Source organism: Desulfocurvus sp. DL1XJH-121 (assembly GCF_054819825.1).
The window spans coordinates 18,895-37,115 of sequence record NZ_JBTVWW010000008.1 but is presented as its reverse complement, the minus strand read 5'-3'; the positions used below and the strand labels follow the sequence as shown (position 1 = coordinate 37,115).

General features: G+C 63.7%; 21 protein-coding genes and 1 other RNA gene. All 22 read left to right on the top strand.

Features of this window, described 5'->3' with window-relative positions; all coding sequences use genetic code 11:
* Positions 1-8: 8 nt before the first annotated feature.
* On the top strand, positions 9-893 hold the full coding sequence (locus ACYYG1_RS07390) for a F0F1 ATP synthase subunit gamma (RefSeq protein WP_461209652.1): 885 nt from the start codon (positions 9-11) through the stop codon (positions 891-893).
* Between the two features lie 17 nt (positions 894-910).
* A complete protein-coding gene (atpD, locus tag ACYYG1_RS07385) occupies positions 911-2,326 on the top strand; it encodes a F0F1 ATP synthase subunit beta (protein ID WP_461209651.1) in 1,416 nt (471 codons plus the stop codon).
* Positions 2,327-2,341: 15 nt separating this feature from the next.
* Positions 2,342-2,770: a F0F1 ATP synthase subunit epsilon gene (locus ACYYG1_RS07380; RefSeq protein WP_461209650.1), complete on the top strand. Its 429-nt coding sequence runs from the start codon at positions 2,342-2,344 to the stop codon at positions 2,768-2,770.
* A 307-nt stretch (positions 2,771-3,077) separates the two neighbouring features.
* A complete protein-coding gene (glmU, locus tag ACYYG1_RS07375; protein ID WP_461209649.1) occupies positions 3,078-4,463 on the top strand; it encodes a bifunctional UDP-N-acetylglucosamine diphosphorylase/glucosamine-1-phosphate N-acetyltransferase GlmU in 1,386 nt (461 codons plus the stop codon).
* Between the two features lie 41 nt (positions 4,464-4,504).
* Positions 4,505-4,735, top strand: coding sequence for a cell division protein ZapB (gene zapB / locus ACYYG1_RS07370; RefSeq protein ID WP_461209648.1), 231 nt, complete (start codon positions 4,505-4,507; stop codon positions 4,733-4,735).
* 13 nt (positions 4,736-4,748) lie between these two features.
* The gene (gene zapA / locus ACYYG1_RS07365) at positions 4,749-5,030 is read left to right on the top strand and encodes a cell division protein ZapA (RefSeq protein WP_461209647.1); all 282 of its coding nucleotides are present in this window, start codon (positions 4,749-4,751) and stop codon (positions 5,028-5,030) included.
* Between the two features lie 5 nt (positions 5,031-5,035).
* A non-coding RNA gene (gene ssrS, locus ACYYG1_RS07360) (6S RNA) lies at positions 5,036-5,218 on the top strand.
* A 244-nt stretch (positions 5,219-5,462) separates the two neighbouring features.
* Positions 5,463-7,025 carry a ribonuclease Y gene (rny, locus tag ACYYG1_RS07355; protein ID WP_461209646.1) on the top strand — a complete coding sequence of 521 codons (1,563 nt, stop codon included), beginning with the start codon at positions 5,463-5,465 and terminating at the stop codon, positions 7,023-7,025.
* A gap of 303 nt (positions 7,026-7,328) precedes the next feature.
* Positions 7,329-7,805, top strand: a complete 477-nt coding sequence (locus ACYYG1_RS07350) for a cytochrome c family protein (protein WP_461209645.1) — start codon at positions 7,329-7,331, stop codon at positions 7,803-7,805.
* Positions 7,806-7,814: 9 nt separating this feature from the next.
* Positions 7,815-9,824, top strand: coding sequence for a methyl-accepting chemotaxis protein (locus tag ACYYG1_RS07345; protein ID WP_461209644.1), 2,010 nt, complete (start codon positions 7,815-7,817; stop codon positions 9,822-9,824).
* A gap of 77 nt (positions 9,825-9,901) precedes the next feature.
* Positions 9,902-10,255, top strand: coding sequence for a PilZ domain-containing protein (locus ACYYG1_RS07340; protein WP_461209643.1), 354 nt, complete (start codon positions 9,902-9,904; stop codon positions 10,253-10,255).
* Positions 10,256-10,411: 156 nt separating this feature from the next.
* A complete protein-coding gene (gene rbr, locus ACYYG1_RS07335) occupies positions 10,412-10,990 on the top strand; it encodes a rubrerythrin (RefSeq protein ID WP_461209642.1) in 579 nt (192 codons plus the stop codon).
* A gap of 66 nt (positions 10,991-11,056) precedes the next feature.
* Entirely contained in the window at positions 11,057-11,431 is a 375-nt protein-coding gene (locus ACYYG1_RS07330) for a desulfoferrodoxin (RefSeq protein WP_461209641.1), read from the top strand.
* Between the two features lie 46 nt (positions 11,432-11,477).
* Entirely contained in the window at positions 11,478-11,636 is a 159-nt protein-coding gene (rd, locus tag ACYYG1_RS07325; RefSeq protein ID WP_461209640.1) for a rubredoxin, read from the top strand.
* A 72-nt stretch (positions 11,637-11,708) separates the two neighbouring features.
* On the top strand, positions 11,709-12,911 hold the full coding sequence (locus tag ACYYG1_RS07320) for an FprA family A-type flavoprotein (protein ID WP_461209639.1): 1,203 nt from the start codon (positions 11,709-11,711) through the stop codon (positions 12,909-12,911).
* 84 nt (positions 12,912-12,995) lie between these two features.
* Entirely contained in the window at positions 12,996-14,294 is a 1,299-nt protein-coding gene (locus ACYYG1_RS07315; RefSeq protein WP_461209638.1) for a cytochrome ubiquinol oxidase subunit I, read from the top strand.
* Positions 14,295-14,306: 12 nt separating this feature from the next.
* Positions 14,307-15,335 (top strand): cytochrome d ubiquinol oxidase subunit II, encoded by a 1,029-nt coding sequence (cydB, locus tag ACYYG1_RS07310; RefSeq protein WP_461209637.1) that lies wholly within the window; start codon positions 14,307-14,309, stop codon positions 15,333-15,335.
* A gap of 284 nt (positions 15,336-15,619) precedes the next feature.
* Positions 15,620-15,901: an AtpZ/AtpI family protein gene (locus ACYYG1_RS07305; RefSeq protein WP_461209636.1), complete on the top strand. Its 282-nt coding sequence runs from the start codon at positions 15,620-15,622 to the stop codon at positions 15,899-15,901.
* Positions 15,885-16,292 carry an ATP synthase subunit I gene (locus ACYYG1_RS07300; protein WP_461209635.1) on the top strand — a complete coding sequence of 136 codons (408 nt, stop codon included), beginning with the start codon at positions 15,885-15,887 and terminating at the stop codon, positions 16,290-16,292. The genes ACYYG1_RS07305 and ACYYG1_RS07300 overlap by 17 nt, the downstream gene beginning before the upstream one ends.
* Before the next feature lie 15 nt (positions 16,293-16,307).
* Positions 16,308-16,997 (top strand): F0F1 ATP synthase subunit A, encoded by a 690-nt coding sequence (gene atpB, locus ACYYG1_RS07295; protein WP_461209634.1) that lies wholly within the window; start codon positions 16,308-16,310, stop codon positions 16,995-16,997.
* A gap of 69 nt (positions 16,998-17,066) precedes the next feature.
* Complete coding sequence (atpE, locus tag ACYYG1_RS07290; protein WP_461209633.1) at positions 17,067-17,387, top strand: ATP synthase F0 subunit C; 321 nt, start codon at positions 17,067-17,069, stop codon at positions 17,385-17,387.
* A gap of 154 nt (positions 17,388-17,541) precedes the next feature.
* On the top strand, positions 17,542-18,183 hold the full coding sequence (locus tag ACYYG1_RS07285) for a redox-sensing transcriptional repressor Rex (protein ID WP_461209632.1): 642 nt from the start codon (positions 17,542-17,544) through the stop codon (positions 18,181-18,183).
* Positions 18,184-18,221 lie beyond the last annotated feature (38 nt).

The window sequence follows — 18,221 nt, the reverse complement described above, 5'->3', positions numbered from 1 at the left end:
AGAAGCATATGCCTTCGCTCAAAGACGTTGAACTGAAGATACAAGGCGTCAAGAAGACCAAGCAGATCACCAAGGCCATGAACATGGTGGCCTCGGCGAAGCTCCGCAACGCCCAGTCGCGCATCGAGCGCTTCCGGCCCTACGCGGACAAGTTCTACGAGATGCTTGGCGACCTTGCCGGCCGCGCCGACGGGGACGCGCATCCCCTGCTGGAGGTCCGCGAGGAGATCAAGACGGCCGCCATCGTCCTGGTCACCTCCGACCGAGGGCTGTGCGGCAGCTTCAACTCCAACCTCATCAAGCTGGCCGAAAAGCTCGCGGCCGAGAAGCAGGCCGAGGGCAAGTCCATCAAGATGTACTGCATCGGCAAGAAGGCCACCTCCTTCTTCAAGAAGACGGACCTCGAACTGGCCATGGGCAAGACCGACGCCATGAGCACCTTTGACTTCACGCTGGCCAACGAGGTGGGCATGGAGATTATCGGCGGCTACCTGGCCGGGGAACTGGACGAGGTGACCCTGCTCTACGGCGAGTTCGTGAGCGTCGCCAAGCAGGAAGCCACGGCCCTGCCGCTGTTGCCCATGTCCGCCCATGACGAGGTCGCCGAAGAAGGCGGCGAGGCCGGGGGCGGAGCCGAATACATCTACGAGCCTGATGTGGCCGGGCTGCTCGCAGAGCTGCTGCCGCGCTTCATCAAGGTCCAAATGTACCGGGGCATGCTCTCCACGTCCGCGTCCGAGCACGCGGCGCGCATGGCCGCCATGGACAACGCGACCCGAGCTTGTGACGATATGGTCGACTCCCTGACGCTGCTCTACAACAAGACCCGTCAGGCCGCCATTACAGGCGAACTCATGGACATTGTCGGCGGCGCCGAGGCGCTGAAAGGATAATCAAGGGGTAGATAGCAATGAGTGCAAACAGTGGAAAAATCGTTCAGGTCATCGGCGCCGTCTTGGACGTCGAGTTCCCGGCCGGTCAGTTGCCCAACATCCTGACCGCATGCGAAATCACCAACCCCAACAACACCGACGCGCCCGAGCTGGTGGTGGAAGTGGCCCAGCACCTGGGCGACAACGTCTGCCGCTGCATCGCCATGGACGCCACCGAAGGGCTGGTCCGCGGCATGGAAGTGCGCAACACGGGCAAGCCCATCCTGGTGCCCGTGGGTGAGGGCTCTCTGGGCCGCATCATGAACGTCGTGGGCCGCCCTGTGGACGAGCTCGGGCCCATCAACTCCGACAAGACCATGCCCATCCACCGTCCGGCTCCGGGATTCACCGAACAGTCCACCAAGATCGAGCTGCTGGAAACCGGCATCAAGGTCGTGGACCTGCTCATCCCCTTCCCCAAGGGCGGAAAAATGGGCCTGTTCGGCGGCGCGGGCGTGGGCAAGACCGTTATCCTCATGGAGATGATCAACAACATCGCCAAGCAGCACGGCGGCATCTCCGTGTTCGCCGGCGTGGGTGAGCGCACCCGCGAGGGCAACGACCTCTACCACGAGATGAAGGACGCCGGCGTTCTGGAGAAAGCCGCGCTGATCTACGGCCAGATGAACGAGCCCCCGGGAGCCCGTGCCCGCGTGGCCCTGACCGCCCTGACCTGCGCCGAGTACTTCCGCGACGAGGAAGGCCAGGACGTGCTCCTGTTCATCGACAACATCTTCCGCTTCACCCAGGCGGGCTCCGAGGTCTCCGCGCTTCTGGGCCGCATGCCTTCGGCCGTGGGCTACCAGCCCACCCTGGGCACCGACCTGGGCGGTCTGCAGGAACGCATCACCTCCACCAACAAGGGGTCCATCACCTCGGTGCAGGCCGTGTACGTGCCCGCCGACGACCTGACCGACCCTGCGCCGGCCACCACGTTCTCGCACCTTGACGGCACCCTGGTGCTGTCCCGCCAGATCGCGGAGCTGGGCATCTACCCCGCGGTGGATCCGCTGGACTCCACCTCGCGCATCCTGGACCCCAACGTCCTGGGCGAGGAACACTACTTCACGGCCCGCGAGGTCCAGCAGATGCTGCAGAAGTACAAGGACCTCCAGGACATCATCGCGATCCTGGGCATGGACGAGCTGTCCGACGAGGACAAGCTGGTGGTGCACCGCGCGCGGCGCATCCAGCGCTTCCTGTCCCAGCCCTTCCACGTGGCCGAAGTGTTCACCGGCACCCCCGGCGAATACGTGAGCCTCGCGGACACGGTCCGCGCCTTCCGCGAGATCCTTGAAGGCAAGTACGACCACCTCGGCGAGAACGACTTCTACATGGTCGGCGGCATCGACATGGCCGTCGAGAAGTTCAAGAAGCGCGAAGCCGAAGCTTAAGCCCGGGAGGCCCGTATGGCTACGCTGCAACTGGAAATCGTGACTCCCGACCGCCTCGTCTTGAGCGAGCAGGTGGAGTACGTGGGTGCCCCGGGATATGAGGGCGAGTTCGGCATTCTGCCCAACCACATCCCGTTCCTCACGGCCCTGCAGGTCGGGAACCTGTACTACAAGTCCAGCGGCAAGACCTTCTACGTCTTTGTCGCGGGCGGCTTCGCCGAGGTCTCCGACAACAAGGTGACCATCCTGGCGGAAGTCGCCGAAAAGGCCACGGAGATCGACGTGGAGCGGGCGCGCAAGGCGCGCGAACGCGCGGAGAAGCGCCTGTCCCAGCAACAGGACAACTTCAACAGCGCGCGTGTGCAGGCCGCCCTGGCCCGCTCCATGGCGCGCATCAATTGCCGCGACCGCGCCCAGGCGGCCGGCACCTGCACCCACAACTAGGGCGCGGGACCATCGGCTACTGCCCCATTCAAGGCGGGCCGCGAAAGCGGTCCGCCTTGTTCGTCTGCGGCCCCGGGGCTGGACAAGGACCGTCGCCCCGCGATAGTTCCAGCGCAGGCCGCCCACAAACAGCGATCTGCTGCGTTGCTGCGGAAAATACAAACCCTCGCGTACGGGGGTACGCGTCGGGCTTGCATTTTCCTTGCGCCTTGCATCTCACTATTTGTGAACGACCTGCGGGAAATGACTTATTCCACGATCTGGCAGAGATTTTCGCATAGCTGAAACCTTGAACACGGATGACTGTATGACTGCGACCAACCCAGGCCCCGCGACCGGGGCCCTGATCCTGGCGGCGGGCAAGGGCACGCGCATGAAAAGCGAACGCCCCAAGGTCCTCTTCACCCTGCTTGGCGAACCCATGCTGAGCTACGTGTACGACGCCCTGGGCGCCCTGGGCGGCCCCGTGTTCACCGTGGTGGGCCACGCCAGCCAGGAGCTGGAGGCGGCCTTTCCCCAGCGGCGGGAGGGCTTCGTGCTCCAGGCCGAGCAGCTGGGCACGGGCCACGCCCTGTCCACGGCCTGGCCGGCCCTGCGCGCGGCAGGGATTTCCCGCGTGCTGGTGGTCAACGGCGACACCCCGCTGCTGTCCGTGGACGCCCTGGACGCCCTGGCCGGGACCCACGAGGCCGCGGGGGCGGACATCACCTTCCTGAGCGTCAAGGCGGCCGAGCCCGGCGCCTTCGGCCGCGTGCTGCGCGCGCCGGGCGGCGCGGTGGCGGCCATCGTGGAGGCCAAGGACTTCGACGAGGCCGCGCACGGCCCCTGGGGCGGGGAGATCAACGCGGGCATCTATCTCCTGGAGCTGGACGCGGTGGAGCCGCTGCTCGCCCTTTTGACCAACGACAACGCGGGCGGCGAATACTACATCACGGACCTCATGGGCCTGGCCGTGGAGCGCGGCCTCACCGTGCACGCGCACAATGCGGGGGCCCGGCCCGAGCTCCTGGGCGTGAACAGCCCGGCCGAGCTGGTGGCCGCCGAGGAGACGCTCAGGGCGCGCATCGTGGCCGCGCATCTCGCGGCCGGGGCCCTGGTGCGCCAGCCCGCCCAGGCCGTCATCGGCCCGCGCGCGGCCCTGGCCCCTGGCTGCGAGGTCCTGGGGCCCTGCGAGATCCTCGGGGCCACGGACATCGCCCGGGGCGCCGTGGTGGGCCCCCAGGTCTGGATCAAGGACTCTCAGGTGGGCGAGGGCAGCGAAATCCGCCCCTTCAGCCACCTGGAGGAGGCCCGCGTGGAGGCGGGCTGCCAGGTGGGCCCCTACGCCCGCCTGAGGCCCGGCGCCCTGGTGCAGGACGGCGCGCGCGTGGGCAACTTCGTGGAGATGAAAAAAGCCGTGCTCAGGCCCGGGGCCAAGGCCAACCACCTGACCTATCTGGGCGACGCCGAGGTGGGCGAGGGGGCCAACATCGGCGCAGGGACCATCACCTGCAACTACGACGGGGTGAACAAGCACAAGACCACCATCGGCGCGCGCGCCTTCATCGGCAGCAACACGGCCCTGGTGGCCCCAGTGACCGTGGGCGAGGGCGCCCTGGTGGGCGCTGGCAGCGTGATCACTAAGGACGTCGAGCCCGGGACCCTCGCGCTGACGCGGGCCAAACAAAAATCGCTTCCCAAACCAAGAAAATAACATTTCTTGATTTCACAAGGCGAACAGGATAATTCTCGGCTATGGAAATTTTGAGCCAACTGGAATCCAAGATCGAGTCCCTGCTCCAGAAAAACCGGGCCCTGGAAGACGAAAACAGGCGCCTGAAGGAGGAGGCCGAGCGCGGCGCATTCGACCTCAAGGCCGACAATGCGCGCCTGCGCGAGGAGCTGGAGCGCGAGCGCGGCTCCAAGGACGAGGTCCTGGGCAGGATCGACGGCCTGCTGAAGAAGCTCTCGGACGATACGCCCTAGTGGAGAGGCAGCCATGCCGAGCTATACCCTCTCCGTTCTGGATCTTGACGTATCCTTCAAGGCGCAGGCGGACCACGAGCGCGTCCAGGCGGCAAAGGAACTTCTTGAAGAACGATACAGAGAACTGACGCAACACGGAAGACGCTTAAGCAAGGAGAAGCTGCTGACTTTCCTGGCCCTGGGCCTTGCGGACGACCTCTTGCAGAACATGCGGCGGCTGGAGGAATTGGAAGACCGGCTCGCAGGCATCGCCTCAAGGATCGACCAGGCCGAGGAGCTGACGACAGGCGCATGAACAATATCTCCCTGGGATGCTCGTGATTGTTCGGTCATTGTTGAGCCAACACTCGAGAAAAGGGATTTGCTCAAGACCCGCCCGTGCGCACACCCGCTAGACCGGGGAGCCTGACGGCGGGCACAGCGGAGCCCACCTTGCACAAGCAAGGTTCAAAATGGCCGTCAACACGACCTCCCGGGGAACGTTTATATACCGCGGCAACCCGTAAACCCGCACCGGCAGACGACGACAGCCTTTATCACAGCCTTATTTCCCGCCCGTCAGCACCTTCGGCTTTCCCCCAGGCGTTCCGGAAACGCATCCAGCAGCCCCAGACTTCGGCGCTCTTTCGTTGAAAGAAATCTCGCCGCAGGCCGCCGTCCCCGCGTGGGGAAGGCCGCCGAAACGTACCGGGTCCGCGGTGCCCGTAGCCCATAAAGGAGTAGGCCCATGAGCGTGGCATTCATCATCATCATCGCCCTGGCGGGCGCCGTGGCAGGCGCCGGGGGCGGGTACGTCCTGCACAAATACATTTCCTCCAAGCGCATCGAAGGCGCCAAGGACCTGGCCGAACGGATCCTCGAAGAGGCCCGCAAGGACGCCCAGGCCGAACGCAAGGAATACATGCTTCAGGCCCAGGACGAGGTTCTGACCCTGAAGAAGGAAGTGCAGGCCGAATACAAGGACCGCGAGTCCGAACTCAAGAAACGCGAAGGCAAGGTCCAGGAAAAGGAAGAGCGCCTCGAGGACAAGATCGAGAAGAACAACCAGAAGGACTCCGAGCTGGTGGCCATGGAGAAGCGCCTCGCGCGCCTGGAGCGATCCCTGGGCGAACGGGAGGTCGAGCTGGACGAGATCTCCGCCGAACAGCAGCGCAGGCTGGAGGAGATCTCCGGGCTCACCGCCGAGGAGGCCAAGGCCCGCCTGCTGGCGGACATCGAATCCCAGACCAGGCACGAGGCGGCCAGGATGATCCGCCAGGTGGAGATGGAGGCCAAGGAGACCGCGGACCGCAAGACCAAGGAGGTCCTGGCCTCGGCCGTACAGCGCTACGCGGGCGATTTCGTGGCCGAGAACACCGTGGCCGCCGTGACCCTGCCCAGCGAGGACATGAAGGGCCGCATCATCGGCCGCGAGGGCCGCAACATCCGCGCCATCGAGGCGGCCACGGGCGTGGACCTGATCATCGACGACACCCCCGAGACCGTCGTCCTCTCGGCCTTCTCGCCGCTCAGGCGCCAGGTGGCCAAGTTGGCCCTGGAGCGCCTCATCAGCGACGGCCGCATCCACCCCGCGCGCATCGAGGACGTGGTCAAAAAGGTCGAGCAGGAGATGGACGTCAAGCTGCGGGAGATCGGCGAGCAGGCCACCTTCGACGTGGGCGTGCACGGCATCCATCCCGACGTGGTCCGGCTCCTGGGCCAGCTCCAGTACCGCACCAGCTTCTCCCAGAACGTGCTGCAGCACTCCCTGGAAGTGGCCTTTCTCTGCGGCATCATGGCCGCCGAGCTGGGCCTGGACCAGAAGAAGGCCAAGCGCGCCGGCCTGCTGCACGACATCGGCAAGGCCGTGGACCACGAGGTGGAAGGCCCCCACGCCCTCATCGGCGCGGACCTGGCCAAGAAGTACGGCGAGAGCAAGGAGATCATCCACGCCATCTCCGCGCACCACGAGGACCAGCCCCCCACCACCATCCTGGCGGTCCTGGTCCAGGCGGCGGACAGCCTGTCCGGGGCCCGGCCCGGCGCGCGCAAGGAGCTCCTGGAGAACTATGTGAAGCGTCTTGAGGAGTTGGAAGGCATCGCCACGGACTTCGAAGGAGTTTCCAAGGCCTACGCCATCCAGGCGGGCCGCGAAATCCGCGTCATGGTGGACTCGGACAAGGTGGACGACGACCAGACCCATCTGCTTTGCAAGGACATTTCGAAGAAGATCGAAGAGAACCTCACCTACCCCGGCCAAATCCGCGTGACCTGCATCCGCGAACGGCGGGCAGTGGGCTACGCGAAATAGACGGACAGCGTTTCCGTTGCTCTTCAAGGGTCGCTCCGCAATGCCGGAGCGACCCTTTCATTTTGTGTTATATATTCATCGTTTTTCGCATAGCATTTATGAATTTGCCCATCACAGAGGCGCAATTGGACATCGACCGCCCGTGGTCATCCCTGATTCTCCAGGGGGAAGGCACAAAAATCTTCCTGTCTCTACAGCATGTTGGAGATCTTGGTATTTCATCTGTTTTCGTCGGGATAATTTGACAAAACTGAGGTTTAACGCAATAGAACCAAGCGTGGGGCTATAAACAGGAGGGTTGGCATGAACATCAGGGTCGTTCTGTCTCTGACAGTCGTGGCCGTGGCTGTGGCGTTGCTTCAGCACGGCCCGGATGCGGCGATAGCCCAGCAGGCCACGTTCGTGGGGGCCGAGGCCTGCAAGGACTGTCATGAACAGGAATACGAAAACTTCACCAAGTTCGCCAAAAAGGCACATTCCGACCGCAGCGTGAAATTGATGGCCTCTGATCTCACCGAAGAGGAGATCAAGACCTGCTTCACCTGCCACACAACAGGCTACGGACAGCCCGGCGGCTTCGTCAGCTTCGAGAAGACGCCGCAACTGGCTATTGCGGGCTGCGAGGTCTGTCACGGGCCGGGCTCCCTGCACGTGGAGGAAGGGGGCGACCCCTCGCTGATCAAGGGCGACCTGGCGCTTCAGGACTGCGAGACCTGCCACAACGAGGAGCGCGTGGGCGCCTTCAACTTCAAGCCGCTGCTCTACGGCGGCGCGCACTAGGGGGTTGCCATGAATTTCATCAGCAAGTCCCTGGGCGTGAAGATCATCCTGCCCGTGTCCATCGTCACGGTCATCACCTTCGCCGTGCTGGGGCTGACCAACTCGCGCCAGCACCGCTCGGCCACGGCCGAACTGATCAACGAATCCTCCTCCAAGGTGGCCAGCATCCTGCTCTCGGCCATCGAGGAGCCCATGGCCATCGGCGACAACGAGGGCACGGTGGAACAGTTGAACAAGGTCGCGGACCACTACAAGGACGTGTCCGTATACCTGACCAACTTCAAGGGCAATATCACCTACTCCACGGACCCGAAGAGCGTGCGCAAGGACCTCTCCGAGGTGCGCGGGGCACCCGAATTGCAGGCGGTCCTCGAAACCGGGCTGCAGACCGCCGTCGAGCGCGGACTGCAACTCAAGCTGAACGGCAAGCACTTCTTCGTGGCCGTGAACAGCATTCCCAACTCGCCCGCCTGCCACCACTGCCACGGGGGCACCCAGCCCATCCTGGGCGCCATGGTCCTGTTCCAGGACATCAGCCCCCAGATGGCGGCCGTGGCGTCCTCCGAGCGCGTGACAGCGGGCATATCCCTGGCCGGAGCCGTGTTCCTGCTGGTGCTCCTGGCCCTGTTCATCCGGCGCATCGTCATCGGTAAGATCGTGACCATCGCCGAGATCAGCGACCGCATCCGCGAGGGCGACTACGAGGCCAAGTTCGAGGTCCGGGGCCATGACGAGCTGGCCAGCCTGGCCGACAACCTCAAGGTCATGGTCCAGACCGTGCAGGACCAGCTGGAGTACAACAGGAGCGTGCTCCAGGGCATCATCATTCCCCTGTTCATCACGGACGAAAAGTCCCGCATCAACTATATCAACCCGCCCCTGCGCAACATTCTGGGCCTGACCGAGCAGGAGATCCTCGGCCGCGACTCCAACACTATCTTCGTCTCCGAGACGGAGCAGCAGATCGTGGCCCAGGTCGTCAACGCCAAGCGCAGCAAGAACGGCCAGATCAAATACCGGCGCAGCGACGGGGTCGAGTTCCCCCTGCACTACGAAATCTCGCCGCTGAAGGACGCCGCGGACAACACCGTGGGCGCCATCGGCATGATGATCGACCTGACCCAGGAGGAACGCGACAAGGAGCGCATCCGCGCCCAGCGCGAAAACCTCCTGCAGGTGGCCAACGAGGTCACCGGGGTGGCCAACCAGCTGCACGACGCGGCGGCGGAAATCTCCAACCAGATGGACGAGGTCACCAACGGCATGCACCAGACCGCCGGGCAGACCTCCCAGGTGGCCACGGCCATGGAGGAGATGAACGCCACGGTCCTGGAGGTGGCCCAGAACGCGGGGCAGGCCTCCGAGGTCTCGGACAACGCATCCAGCGTGGCCAAGCAGGGCGGCGACGAGGTGGCCAAGACCGTCAGCGAGACCCGGGCCATGGCCCAGACCACCGAGGCCCTGGCCCAGACCCTGAACGAGCTCTCGGCCAAGGCCGAGGCCATCGGCCAAGTCATGACCGTGATCAACGACATCGCGGACCAGACCAACCTCCTGGCGCTCAACGCGGCCATCGAGGCGGCCCGCGCGGGCGACGCCGGGCGCGGCTTCGCCGTGGTGGCCGACGAGGTACGCAAGCTGGCCGAGAAGACCATGGGCGCCACCCAGGAGGTGGACTCCGCCATCACGGCCATCCAGGTCAGCGCCAAGGAGGCCGTGACGGAGATGACCAACACGCGGGAACGCGTGGGCCACACCGAGGAACTGGCGGAGCGCTCCGGCGAGGTGCTCAAGGAGATCGTCACCCAGTCCGACTCCATCGCCGACATGGTTCGCTCCATCGCCACGGCGGCGGAGCAGCAGTCCTCCACCAGCGAGGAGATCAACATCAACGTCACGGGCATCAACGACCTCTCCCAGAGCATCTCCCAGCGCATCGCCCAGGCCAACGAAGCCATCCAGAACGTGACCATGATGTCCGAGAAGCTCAACACGCTCGTGGAGAAGTTCAAGAGCTAAAACACGCCTACCTGGATTTCCTCCTGGGGAGGTGGTATCGTCATAATCCGGCGAAATCCCTTCCCAGGAGGAAACCCGTGTCAAAAGAACAGCTTGAACCCACCACCCAGGACGACCGCAGGCGCCATCCGCGCATAGTTCTCAAGGCCTACGCCGGAAACTGCACCTGCGGCTACCAGTCGAACGGCTCCAAGCGCACGGCCAGGCTCGTGGACATCAGCCCCGGCGGGGCGCGCCTGCGGGCCGACGCCGACCCACCGGCCCCGCCCCAGGGCCAGACCCTGACCATGGACCCCTCATTCCTCGACAGGACGCTCCTCGACTCCATTCCCGGCTGCACCGTGCGCTGGGTGGCCGAGCCCGAATTCGGCGTGGCTTTTAGCCCGGAGCTGCCCTTGACCGTCACGGAACTGCAGCGCATGGTGGATTAAACCCCTTCCACCGCCCCCGACCTTCCTGCTCTGTGATATCGGGTAACCTTTTTTACGCGGTTGCGGTCCTCCCATATCGCATGTATATGATTTATATCTCTCTCCCCCACTTTCAAGGCCCGCTCCAGGCGGGCAAAACATCATGGAGACACACGCATGAAATCCATCAAGGGCACCAAAACCGAGGCCAACATCCTCACGGCCTTCGCGGGCGAGTCCCAGGCCAGAAACCGCTACGACTACTTCGCGTCCATCGCCAAGAATGACGGCTACGTGCAGATCATGCACATCTTCCAGGAGACCGCCCTGCAGGAGAAGGAGCACGCCAAGCGGCTCTTCAAGTTCCTGGAAGGCGGCGAGGCCGTCATCACCGCGGGCTTCCCCGCGGGCAAGCTGGGCTCGACCCTGGAGAACCTCTACGCCTCGGCCGAGGGCGAGCGCCACGAGCACGAGCACATGTATCCGGAATTCGCGGACATCGCCCAGGAGGAGGGCTTCATCGAGGTGGCCGACACCATGCGCATGATCGCGGTGGCCGAAAAATTCCACGAGGAGCGCTACCGCGGCTTCATCGAGAACATCGAGCAGGACCGGGTCTTCCGCCGTCCGGGCAAGCAGGTCATGTGGCGCTGCCGCAACTGCGGCTACATCCACGTGGGCGAGGCCGCTCCCGGGACCTGCCCGGCTTGCGTCCACCCGCAGGCGCATTTCGAAATCGCTTGCACAAACTGGTAAAAGGTAATAAGAATGGTTAGCGATTAGCCAACGGGGCCGGGAAGCCCTGTAAACCAAGGAGAGACCATGCCTGAACTGCTGGAAATCTATAAGTGCGACAAGTGTGGAAACATCGTGGAACTGGTGCACGGCGGCGCCGGGGAACTCGTCTGCTGCGGCGAGCCCATGCGGTTGTTCAAGGAGAACACCGTGGACGCGGCCAAGGAAAAGCACGTGCCTGTCATCGAGAAGACCGCCACGGGCTACAAGGTCAGCGTGGGCAGCGTGGCCCATCCCATGACCGACGAGCACTGGATCGAATGGATCGAGCTGTTGGCCGACGGCAAGGCCTACAGGCAGTTCCTGAACCCGGGCCAGGAGCCCGTGGCCGAGTTCTGCGTCCAGGCCGACAAGGTCAGCGCACGCGAGTTCTGCAACCTGCACGGCCTGTGGAAGGCGTAAACCCCTCCCCCGGACCTCGAACCATCAACCAAGCGAGAAATATATCATGGACAAGTACATTTGCCTCATCTGCGGCTATCAGTACGACCCCGCCGAGGGCGACCCCGACAACGACATCGCCCCGGGCACCAAGTTCGAGGACATTCCCGACGATTGGGTCTGCCCCGTCTGCGGGGCCGGCAAGGACCAGTTCGAAAAGGAATAGACCGCATCCGCCCCGCCGAGACCAGCAAGGCCCCGGCGGGGCGTCGACCTTGAAACACAAGCGAGAGAACCAATGCGACCGGTTGAAATAAAGGAAGGGGTCTTCTGGGTCGGGGCCGTGGACTGGAGCACCATCGACTTCCACGGCTATTCCCTGGCCCGCCACGGGACCACCTACAACGCCTATCTCGTCATGGACGAGAAGATCACCCTCTTCGACACGGTGAAGGCCCCCTTCGCGGACCAGCTCCTGGACTGCATCGCCCAGGTGGTGGACCCGAAGAAGATCGACTACATCGTGGCCAACCACCTGGAGCCCGACCACAGCGGGGCCCTGCCGCGCCTTGTGGAGGCCTGCAAACCCGAAAAGGTCTTCTGCTCGCCCATGGGCCAACGCGCCATGGACGCCCACTTCCACCAGGACGGCTGGCCCGTGGAGACCATGAAGACCGGCTCCACCCTGAGCCTGGGCAAGCGCAGCGTGCAGTTCCTCGAGGCGCGCATGGTGCACTGGCCCGACTCCATGTTCTCCTACATCCCCGAGGACAAGCTGCTCATCGCCAACGACGCCTTCGGCCAGAACATCGCCTCCACCGAGCGCTACGTGGACGAACTGGACCGGGGCTTCATCAAGCGGCGGATGACGGAATACTACGCCAACATCATCACCCCCTACTCCCAGGTGGTGGACAAGACCCTGGACGCAGTGGCCGACCTGGGCCTGGACATCGACATGATCGCCCCGGACCACGGCCTGATCTTCCGCGACAAGGAGCAGGTCTCCTTCGCCCTGGAGACCTACCGCGAGTTCACGGCCCAGGACTGGAAGAACCGCGCGGTGGTGGTCTACGACACCATGTGGCAGTCCACGGCCAAAATGGCCCAGGCCGTGGCCGACGGCCTGCTGGACGAGGGCGTGTCCGTGCGCGTGATGGCGCTCAAGTCCTTCCACCACTCCGAGGTCATGAGCGAGATATTCAACGCAGGCGCCCTGGTGGTGGGCTCGCCCACCCACAACAACGGCATCCTGCCCCTGGTCTCGGACCTGTTGACCTACGTCAAGGGCTTGAAGCCCAAGAACAAGATCGGCGCGGCCTTCGGCTCCTTCGGCTGGAGCGGGGAATGCGTGAACATCATCAACCAATGGCTCACGGACACGAACGTCGAGGTCGTGGAGCCGTCGGTGAAGGTCAAGCACGTGCCCACCAAGGACGTGCTCGACGAGTGCGTTGAACTGGGGCGCAGCGTGGGGCGCGCCCTGAAAGCCAAGCTCTAGAATACGAAACACCCCCGGGGCCGCGCCCGCGGCCCCGGGATCCCATATCTCCAGACCTCAACCAGCAACCGCAAGGGGGGCTCCATGGACGCACTATTTTTGTCCAGGCTCCAGTTTGCCGCGGCCACGATGTTCCACTTCATCTTCGTGCCGCTGACCCTGGGCCTGTCCATCCTGGTGGCCGTCATGGAAACGAAATACGTGTCCAGCGGCGACGAGACCTACAAGCGCATGACCAAGTTCTGGGGACGCCTGTTCCTCATCAACTTCGCCCTGGGCGTGGTCACGGGCATCACCCTGGAGTTCCAGTTCGGCACCAACTGGTCGCGCTATTCGGCTTACGTGGGCGACATCTTCGGCTCACTGTTGGCCATCGAGGCCACGGTGGCCTTTTTCCTGGAATCCACGTTCATCGCGGTCTGGGTCTTCGGCTGGGACCGCATCTCGCCCAGGCTGCACTGCGCGTCCATCTGGATCGTGGCCGTCGCCTCCAACCTCTCGGCCCTGTGGATCCTGCTGGCCAACGGGTTCATGCAGAACCCCGTGGGCTACGTGCTGCGCAACGGCCGCGCCGAGCTGGCCGACTTCGTGGACGTGGTCACCAACCCCTTCGGCTGGAGCGAATTCCTGCACGTGGTGCCCGGGGCGCTGGTGGTGGGCGCCTTCTTCGTCATGGGCATCTCGGCCTGGCACCTGTTGCGCGGCAACGAGACGGATTTTTTCACCCGCTCCTTCAAGATAGGCATGTGGGCCGGGCTGATCTTCTCCCTGGTCACTGCGGGCCAGGGGCATTTCCACGGCAACGAGGTGGCCCTGGTGCAGCCCGCCAAGCTGGCGGCCATGGAATCCCACTGGGAGACCCAGGCGAACGCGCCCATGTACCTCTTGCAGATTCCCGACGAGGAGAACGAGGGCAACCTGATGCAGGCCCTGCCCGTGCCCAGCCTGCTCTCCATCCTGGCCTACAACGACCCCAACGCCGTAGTGCAGGGCCTCAAGGACTTCCCCAAGGAGGACCGGCCCCCCGTGGCCCTGACCTTCATCTCCTTCCGCCTGATGGTGGGCCTGGGCACCCTGTTCATCGCCCTGGCCGCCCTGGGCTGGCTATTGCGCAACCGGCTCACGGCCGCGCCCTGGTTCCTGAAGGTCATGGTCTGGTCCATCCCCCTGCCCTACATCGCCCACGAGGCGGGCTGGGTGGTGGCCGAGGTGGGCCGCCAGCCGTGGATCGTCTACAACCTGATGCGCACGGCCGAGGGCGTCTCGCCCGTGGCCGCGTCCCAGGTGGCCCTGTCCATGACCGCCCTGTGCCTGATGTACCTGCTCCTGGGCGCCGTGGACATCTACCTGCTGTTCACCTACGCCCGCAAGGGCCCGCAATAGGAGGGCATGGTCATGATACTTGAAACCATCTGGTTCCTCCTCTGGGGGGTGCTCTGGGCCGTCTACTTCATCCTGGACGGGTTCGACCTGGGCATGGGCACGCTGTTGCCCTTCATCGCGGACGGCGAGGCCGAACGCCGCACCATCTACAACGCGGCCGGGCCCTTCTGGGACGGCAACGAGGTCTGGCTGGTCACCGCAGGCGGCGTGACCTTCGCGGCCTTCCCCGGGGCCTACGCGGTGATGTTCTCGGCCATGTACAGCGCCCTGTTCCTCCTGCTCTTCGCGCTCATCCTGCGCGGGGTGTCCTTCGAGTTCCGGGGCAAGGTGGACAGCCCCGCCTGGCGCACGATCTGGGACGCCTGCCACTTCGTGGGCAGCTTCGCCCCGGCCCTGCTCTTGGGCGTAGCCTTCGCCAACATCTTCCGGGGCATCCCCATCGACGCCCAGGGCGTGAACCAGGAGGGCCTGCTGCAGCTCCTGAACCCCTACGGCCTGTTCGGGGGCGTGGTCTTCGTGGTCATGTTCGTGCAGCACGGGGCCATCTGGCTGGCCATCCGCGCCCAGGGCGCCCTGCACGACAAGGCCCGCTCCGTGGCCATCAAGACCTGGCCCGTGGCCGTGGTGGGCGCGGTGCTGTTTTTGGTCTACTCGGGCATCGAGACCCGGCTGTTCGGCAACTACATGCGGAACCCCCTCCTGTTCCTGATCCTGGCGGGCGCGGTGCTGGGTCTGATCATGATCCGCCCGGCCCTGGGCTCGGGGCACATGTGGCGGGCCTGGACCAGCTCCGCCGTGTTCATCGGCGGGGTGACCCTGTTCGGGGTGGTGGGCCTGTTCCCGGCGCTCCTGCCCTCGAACCTCAACCCCGGCTGGAGCATGACCATCCACAACGCCGCCTCCAGCCCCCTGACCCTGAAGATCATGCTGGGCGTGGCCCTGGTCATGGTGCCCGTGGTCATCGGCTACCAAGCCTGGGTCTACAAGACCTTCTCCCACAAGATCACGGCCAAGGACCTGGACTACGAGGAAGCCTACTAGAACCACGCCGCCCCCCGCGCCCCGCCGGCGCGGGGGGCGGCACATTTCTTCCGCCCCGAAAAGCCCTGCACATTTCTCTTCAACTGCGTGGAAAATCCCTGTATTCCAAACAGGTGCAGGACATGCGAAAGCCCGCGCCCGCCCGGGGCGGGGGCCTGTTTTTTCGACCAAGGAAACCTGAATTTGCGTTGACTTGGCAAACTCGGCTATGGTAGGTCCGCAATGTTTGTGAACGTTTGAACTAAGGGTGCCGACCCGGCAGGGTCGGGGCTCCGGGCGTCACAATGCTCTTTGGAAAAAGACAACAGCAAGACAAACGGCCGCTCCTGGACCTGATGGGCGACGTGGGCACCATCGGCACGCACATGGTGGCGTGCACCTTCGTCGGACTGGCCATCGGCTATTATCTCGACAAGTGGCTCGGAACCAAGCCCGTGATGCTGCTCATCTTCTTGGTGGCGGGAATTGCGGCCGGGTTTAAAAACATGTACGACCAAGCTCGTCGCATGCAAAAACGAGTCGAGGACGAGACAAGGAACGACCAGCGGGATGCTCCAGAAGATTGAGGCCGCTCTCTACCGCCGCGGGTTCGAGAACCCGGACACGCGGCAGCTGGTGCGCAATCAGGTGCTCCTGACCCTGGCGGCCTGCCTCGCGGCGCTGGCCGGGGGCTGGGTGATACCGCAGCTTCTGGACTTCGCGGCCGGGACCTTGCTCGCCACATGGAATTTCTGCTCTCTTGCGTCGTTCGTGCAGCGAACGCTGGCCAGGAAGCGGGCGGCCGTGGCCGGTTTGCTCCTGCGCTTCTACGCAAGGCTTTTGTTCACGGGGCTGGCGCTCTACGCGCTCCTCGTCTGGGCCGGGTCCTCGGCGGTTGCGCTGATTGCCGGTCTGTCCACGGTGGTGGTCACTCTTTTCATCTGGGGCGCATCCCGGATGGCGCGGAAACACGTTTAAGGAGGCGTTACTGAAATGGCAGGCGGTGGTTTACCTCATCCGTTTTTTATCGTTCCCGCAGCGTTGGAATCCGTGGGCATTCACGTCCCCACCCACGTCACCTACACCTGGGTCGCCATGCTCCTGCTCTTCGTGCTGGGCTTTCTGGCCACCCGCAACCTGCAGATGGTGCCGGGGAAGATCCAGAACGCCTTCGAGTTGATCATCGGAGGGCTTGAAGACTTCACCGTATCCAACATCGGCGAAAAGGGCCGCCAGATATTCCCCGTGATCTGCTGCCTGTTCCTGTTCATCCTGCCCTGCAACTGGTTCGGGCTGATCCCCGGGCTGGACGCCCCCACGGCCAACGTGAACACCAACGCCGCCCTGGCCCTGTTCCTGTTCCTCTACTACAACTACATCGGCATCAAGAAGTGGGGCTTCGGCTACATCAAGCACTTCATGGGCCCCATGCCCGCCCTGTCCCCGCTGATGTTCATCATCGAGGTGGTCTCCCACCTCTCCAGGCCGCTGTCGCTGACACTGCGACTCTTCGGCAACATCAAGGGCGAGGAAATCGTCCTCATCCTGATGTTCATGCTGGCACCCATCGTGGGCTCCCTGCCCATGTACTTCCTGTTCGTGCTGGCGAAGTTCATCCAGGCCTTCATCTTCTTCATGCTCGGCATGATCTACCTGAAGGGCTCCCTGGACCACGCGCATTAGAACGCGCCGCACATTTGGGGGAAATGGTCTGAGACCAACCTTATACAACCTTAATGAAGGAGTTTACTGATGCGTAAAGCTCTGTTGACCGTGCTGAACACCGTGGCCCTTCTCTCCGTGGCCTCCCTGGCCTTCGCCAGCGACGCCGCCCCCGAGGTCCTGTCCAACATCATGTGGGCCACCGCCATCGGCATGGCCATCGCCGCCGCCGGCTGCGGTATCGGCCAGGGCATGGGCCTGAAGGCCGCCTGCGAAGGCACCGCCCGCAACCCCGAGGCCTCCGGCAAGATCCAGGTCATGCTGATCCTGGGCCTGGCCTTCGTGGAGTCCCTGGCGATTTACGCGCTGGTCGTGAACCTGCTGCTCCTCTTCGCCAACCCCTACGTTTAATTAGAGTTTTAAATAAAAAGGGCCGCGCCCGGCGCGGCCCTTTTTTTACGATCAATTGTTATAAATTTCACATGTAGCTTGACGTTTACAGCGGGGCAAATTACTGTGTAAAGGGCATTGATCCCGTAAAATCTAACCTCGACACGCAATACCAATGACCCTCAAAAGCCAACACATCCCCCGCGCCACCATCCAGCGCATGGCCGTCTACATCCAGGTCCTCGAAAGCCTGGCCCGCGACGGCAAAGACGTCGTCTCCTCGGAACTCCTCGCCAGGACCTGCAACATCAACCCCTCGCAGATCAGAAAGGACCTCGCCTATTTCGGCGAGTTCGGTGTGCGCGGCGTGGGTTACTATGTCCAGGACCTCATAACCAGCATCAAACAGGCTCTCGGCGTGGACCGCGTCTGGAAGACCGCGGTGGTGGGCATCGGCAACATGGGCCGGGCGCTCCTCAACTACCGCGAATTCCGCCTGCGCGGCTTCCATATCGTGGGCGCCTTCGACTGCGATCCCTTCAAGATCGGCGAAATAGTCTCCGGCCTGGAGGTCATCTGCTCCCGCCGCCTCAAGGAAAAAGCGGACGACCTGGGCATCGAGATCGGCATCATCACCACTCCGCCCGAACGGGCGCAGCGGGCGGCCAACTATCTCACCGAAGCGGGCATCAAGGGCATCATCAACTTCGCCCCCGCGCGCATCAATGTCCCCGACGACGTCACCGTGGAATACGTGGATTTCTTCCACCATCTCTACGCCGTGGCCTTCAACATGTCCCTGAACATACCGGAATAGCAGATGATCTCGGGCCCAATGTAGGGCCCGGCTGCTCC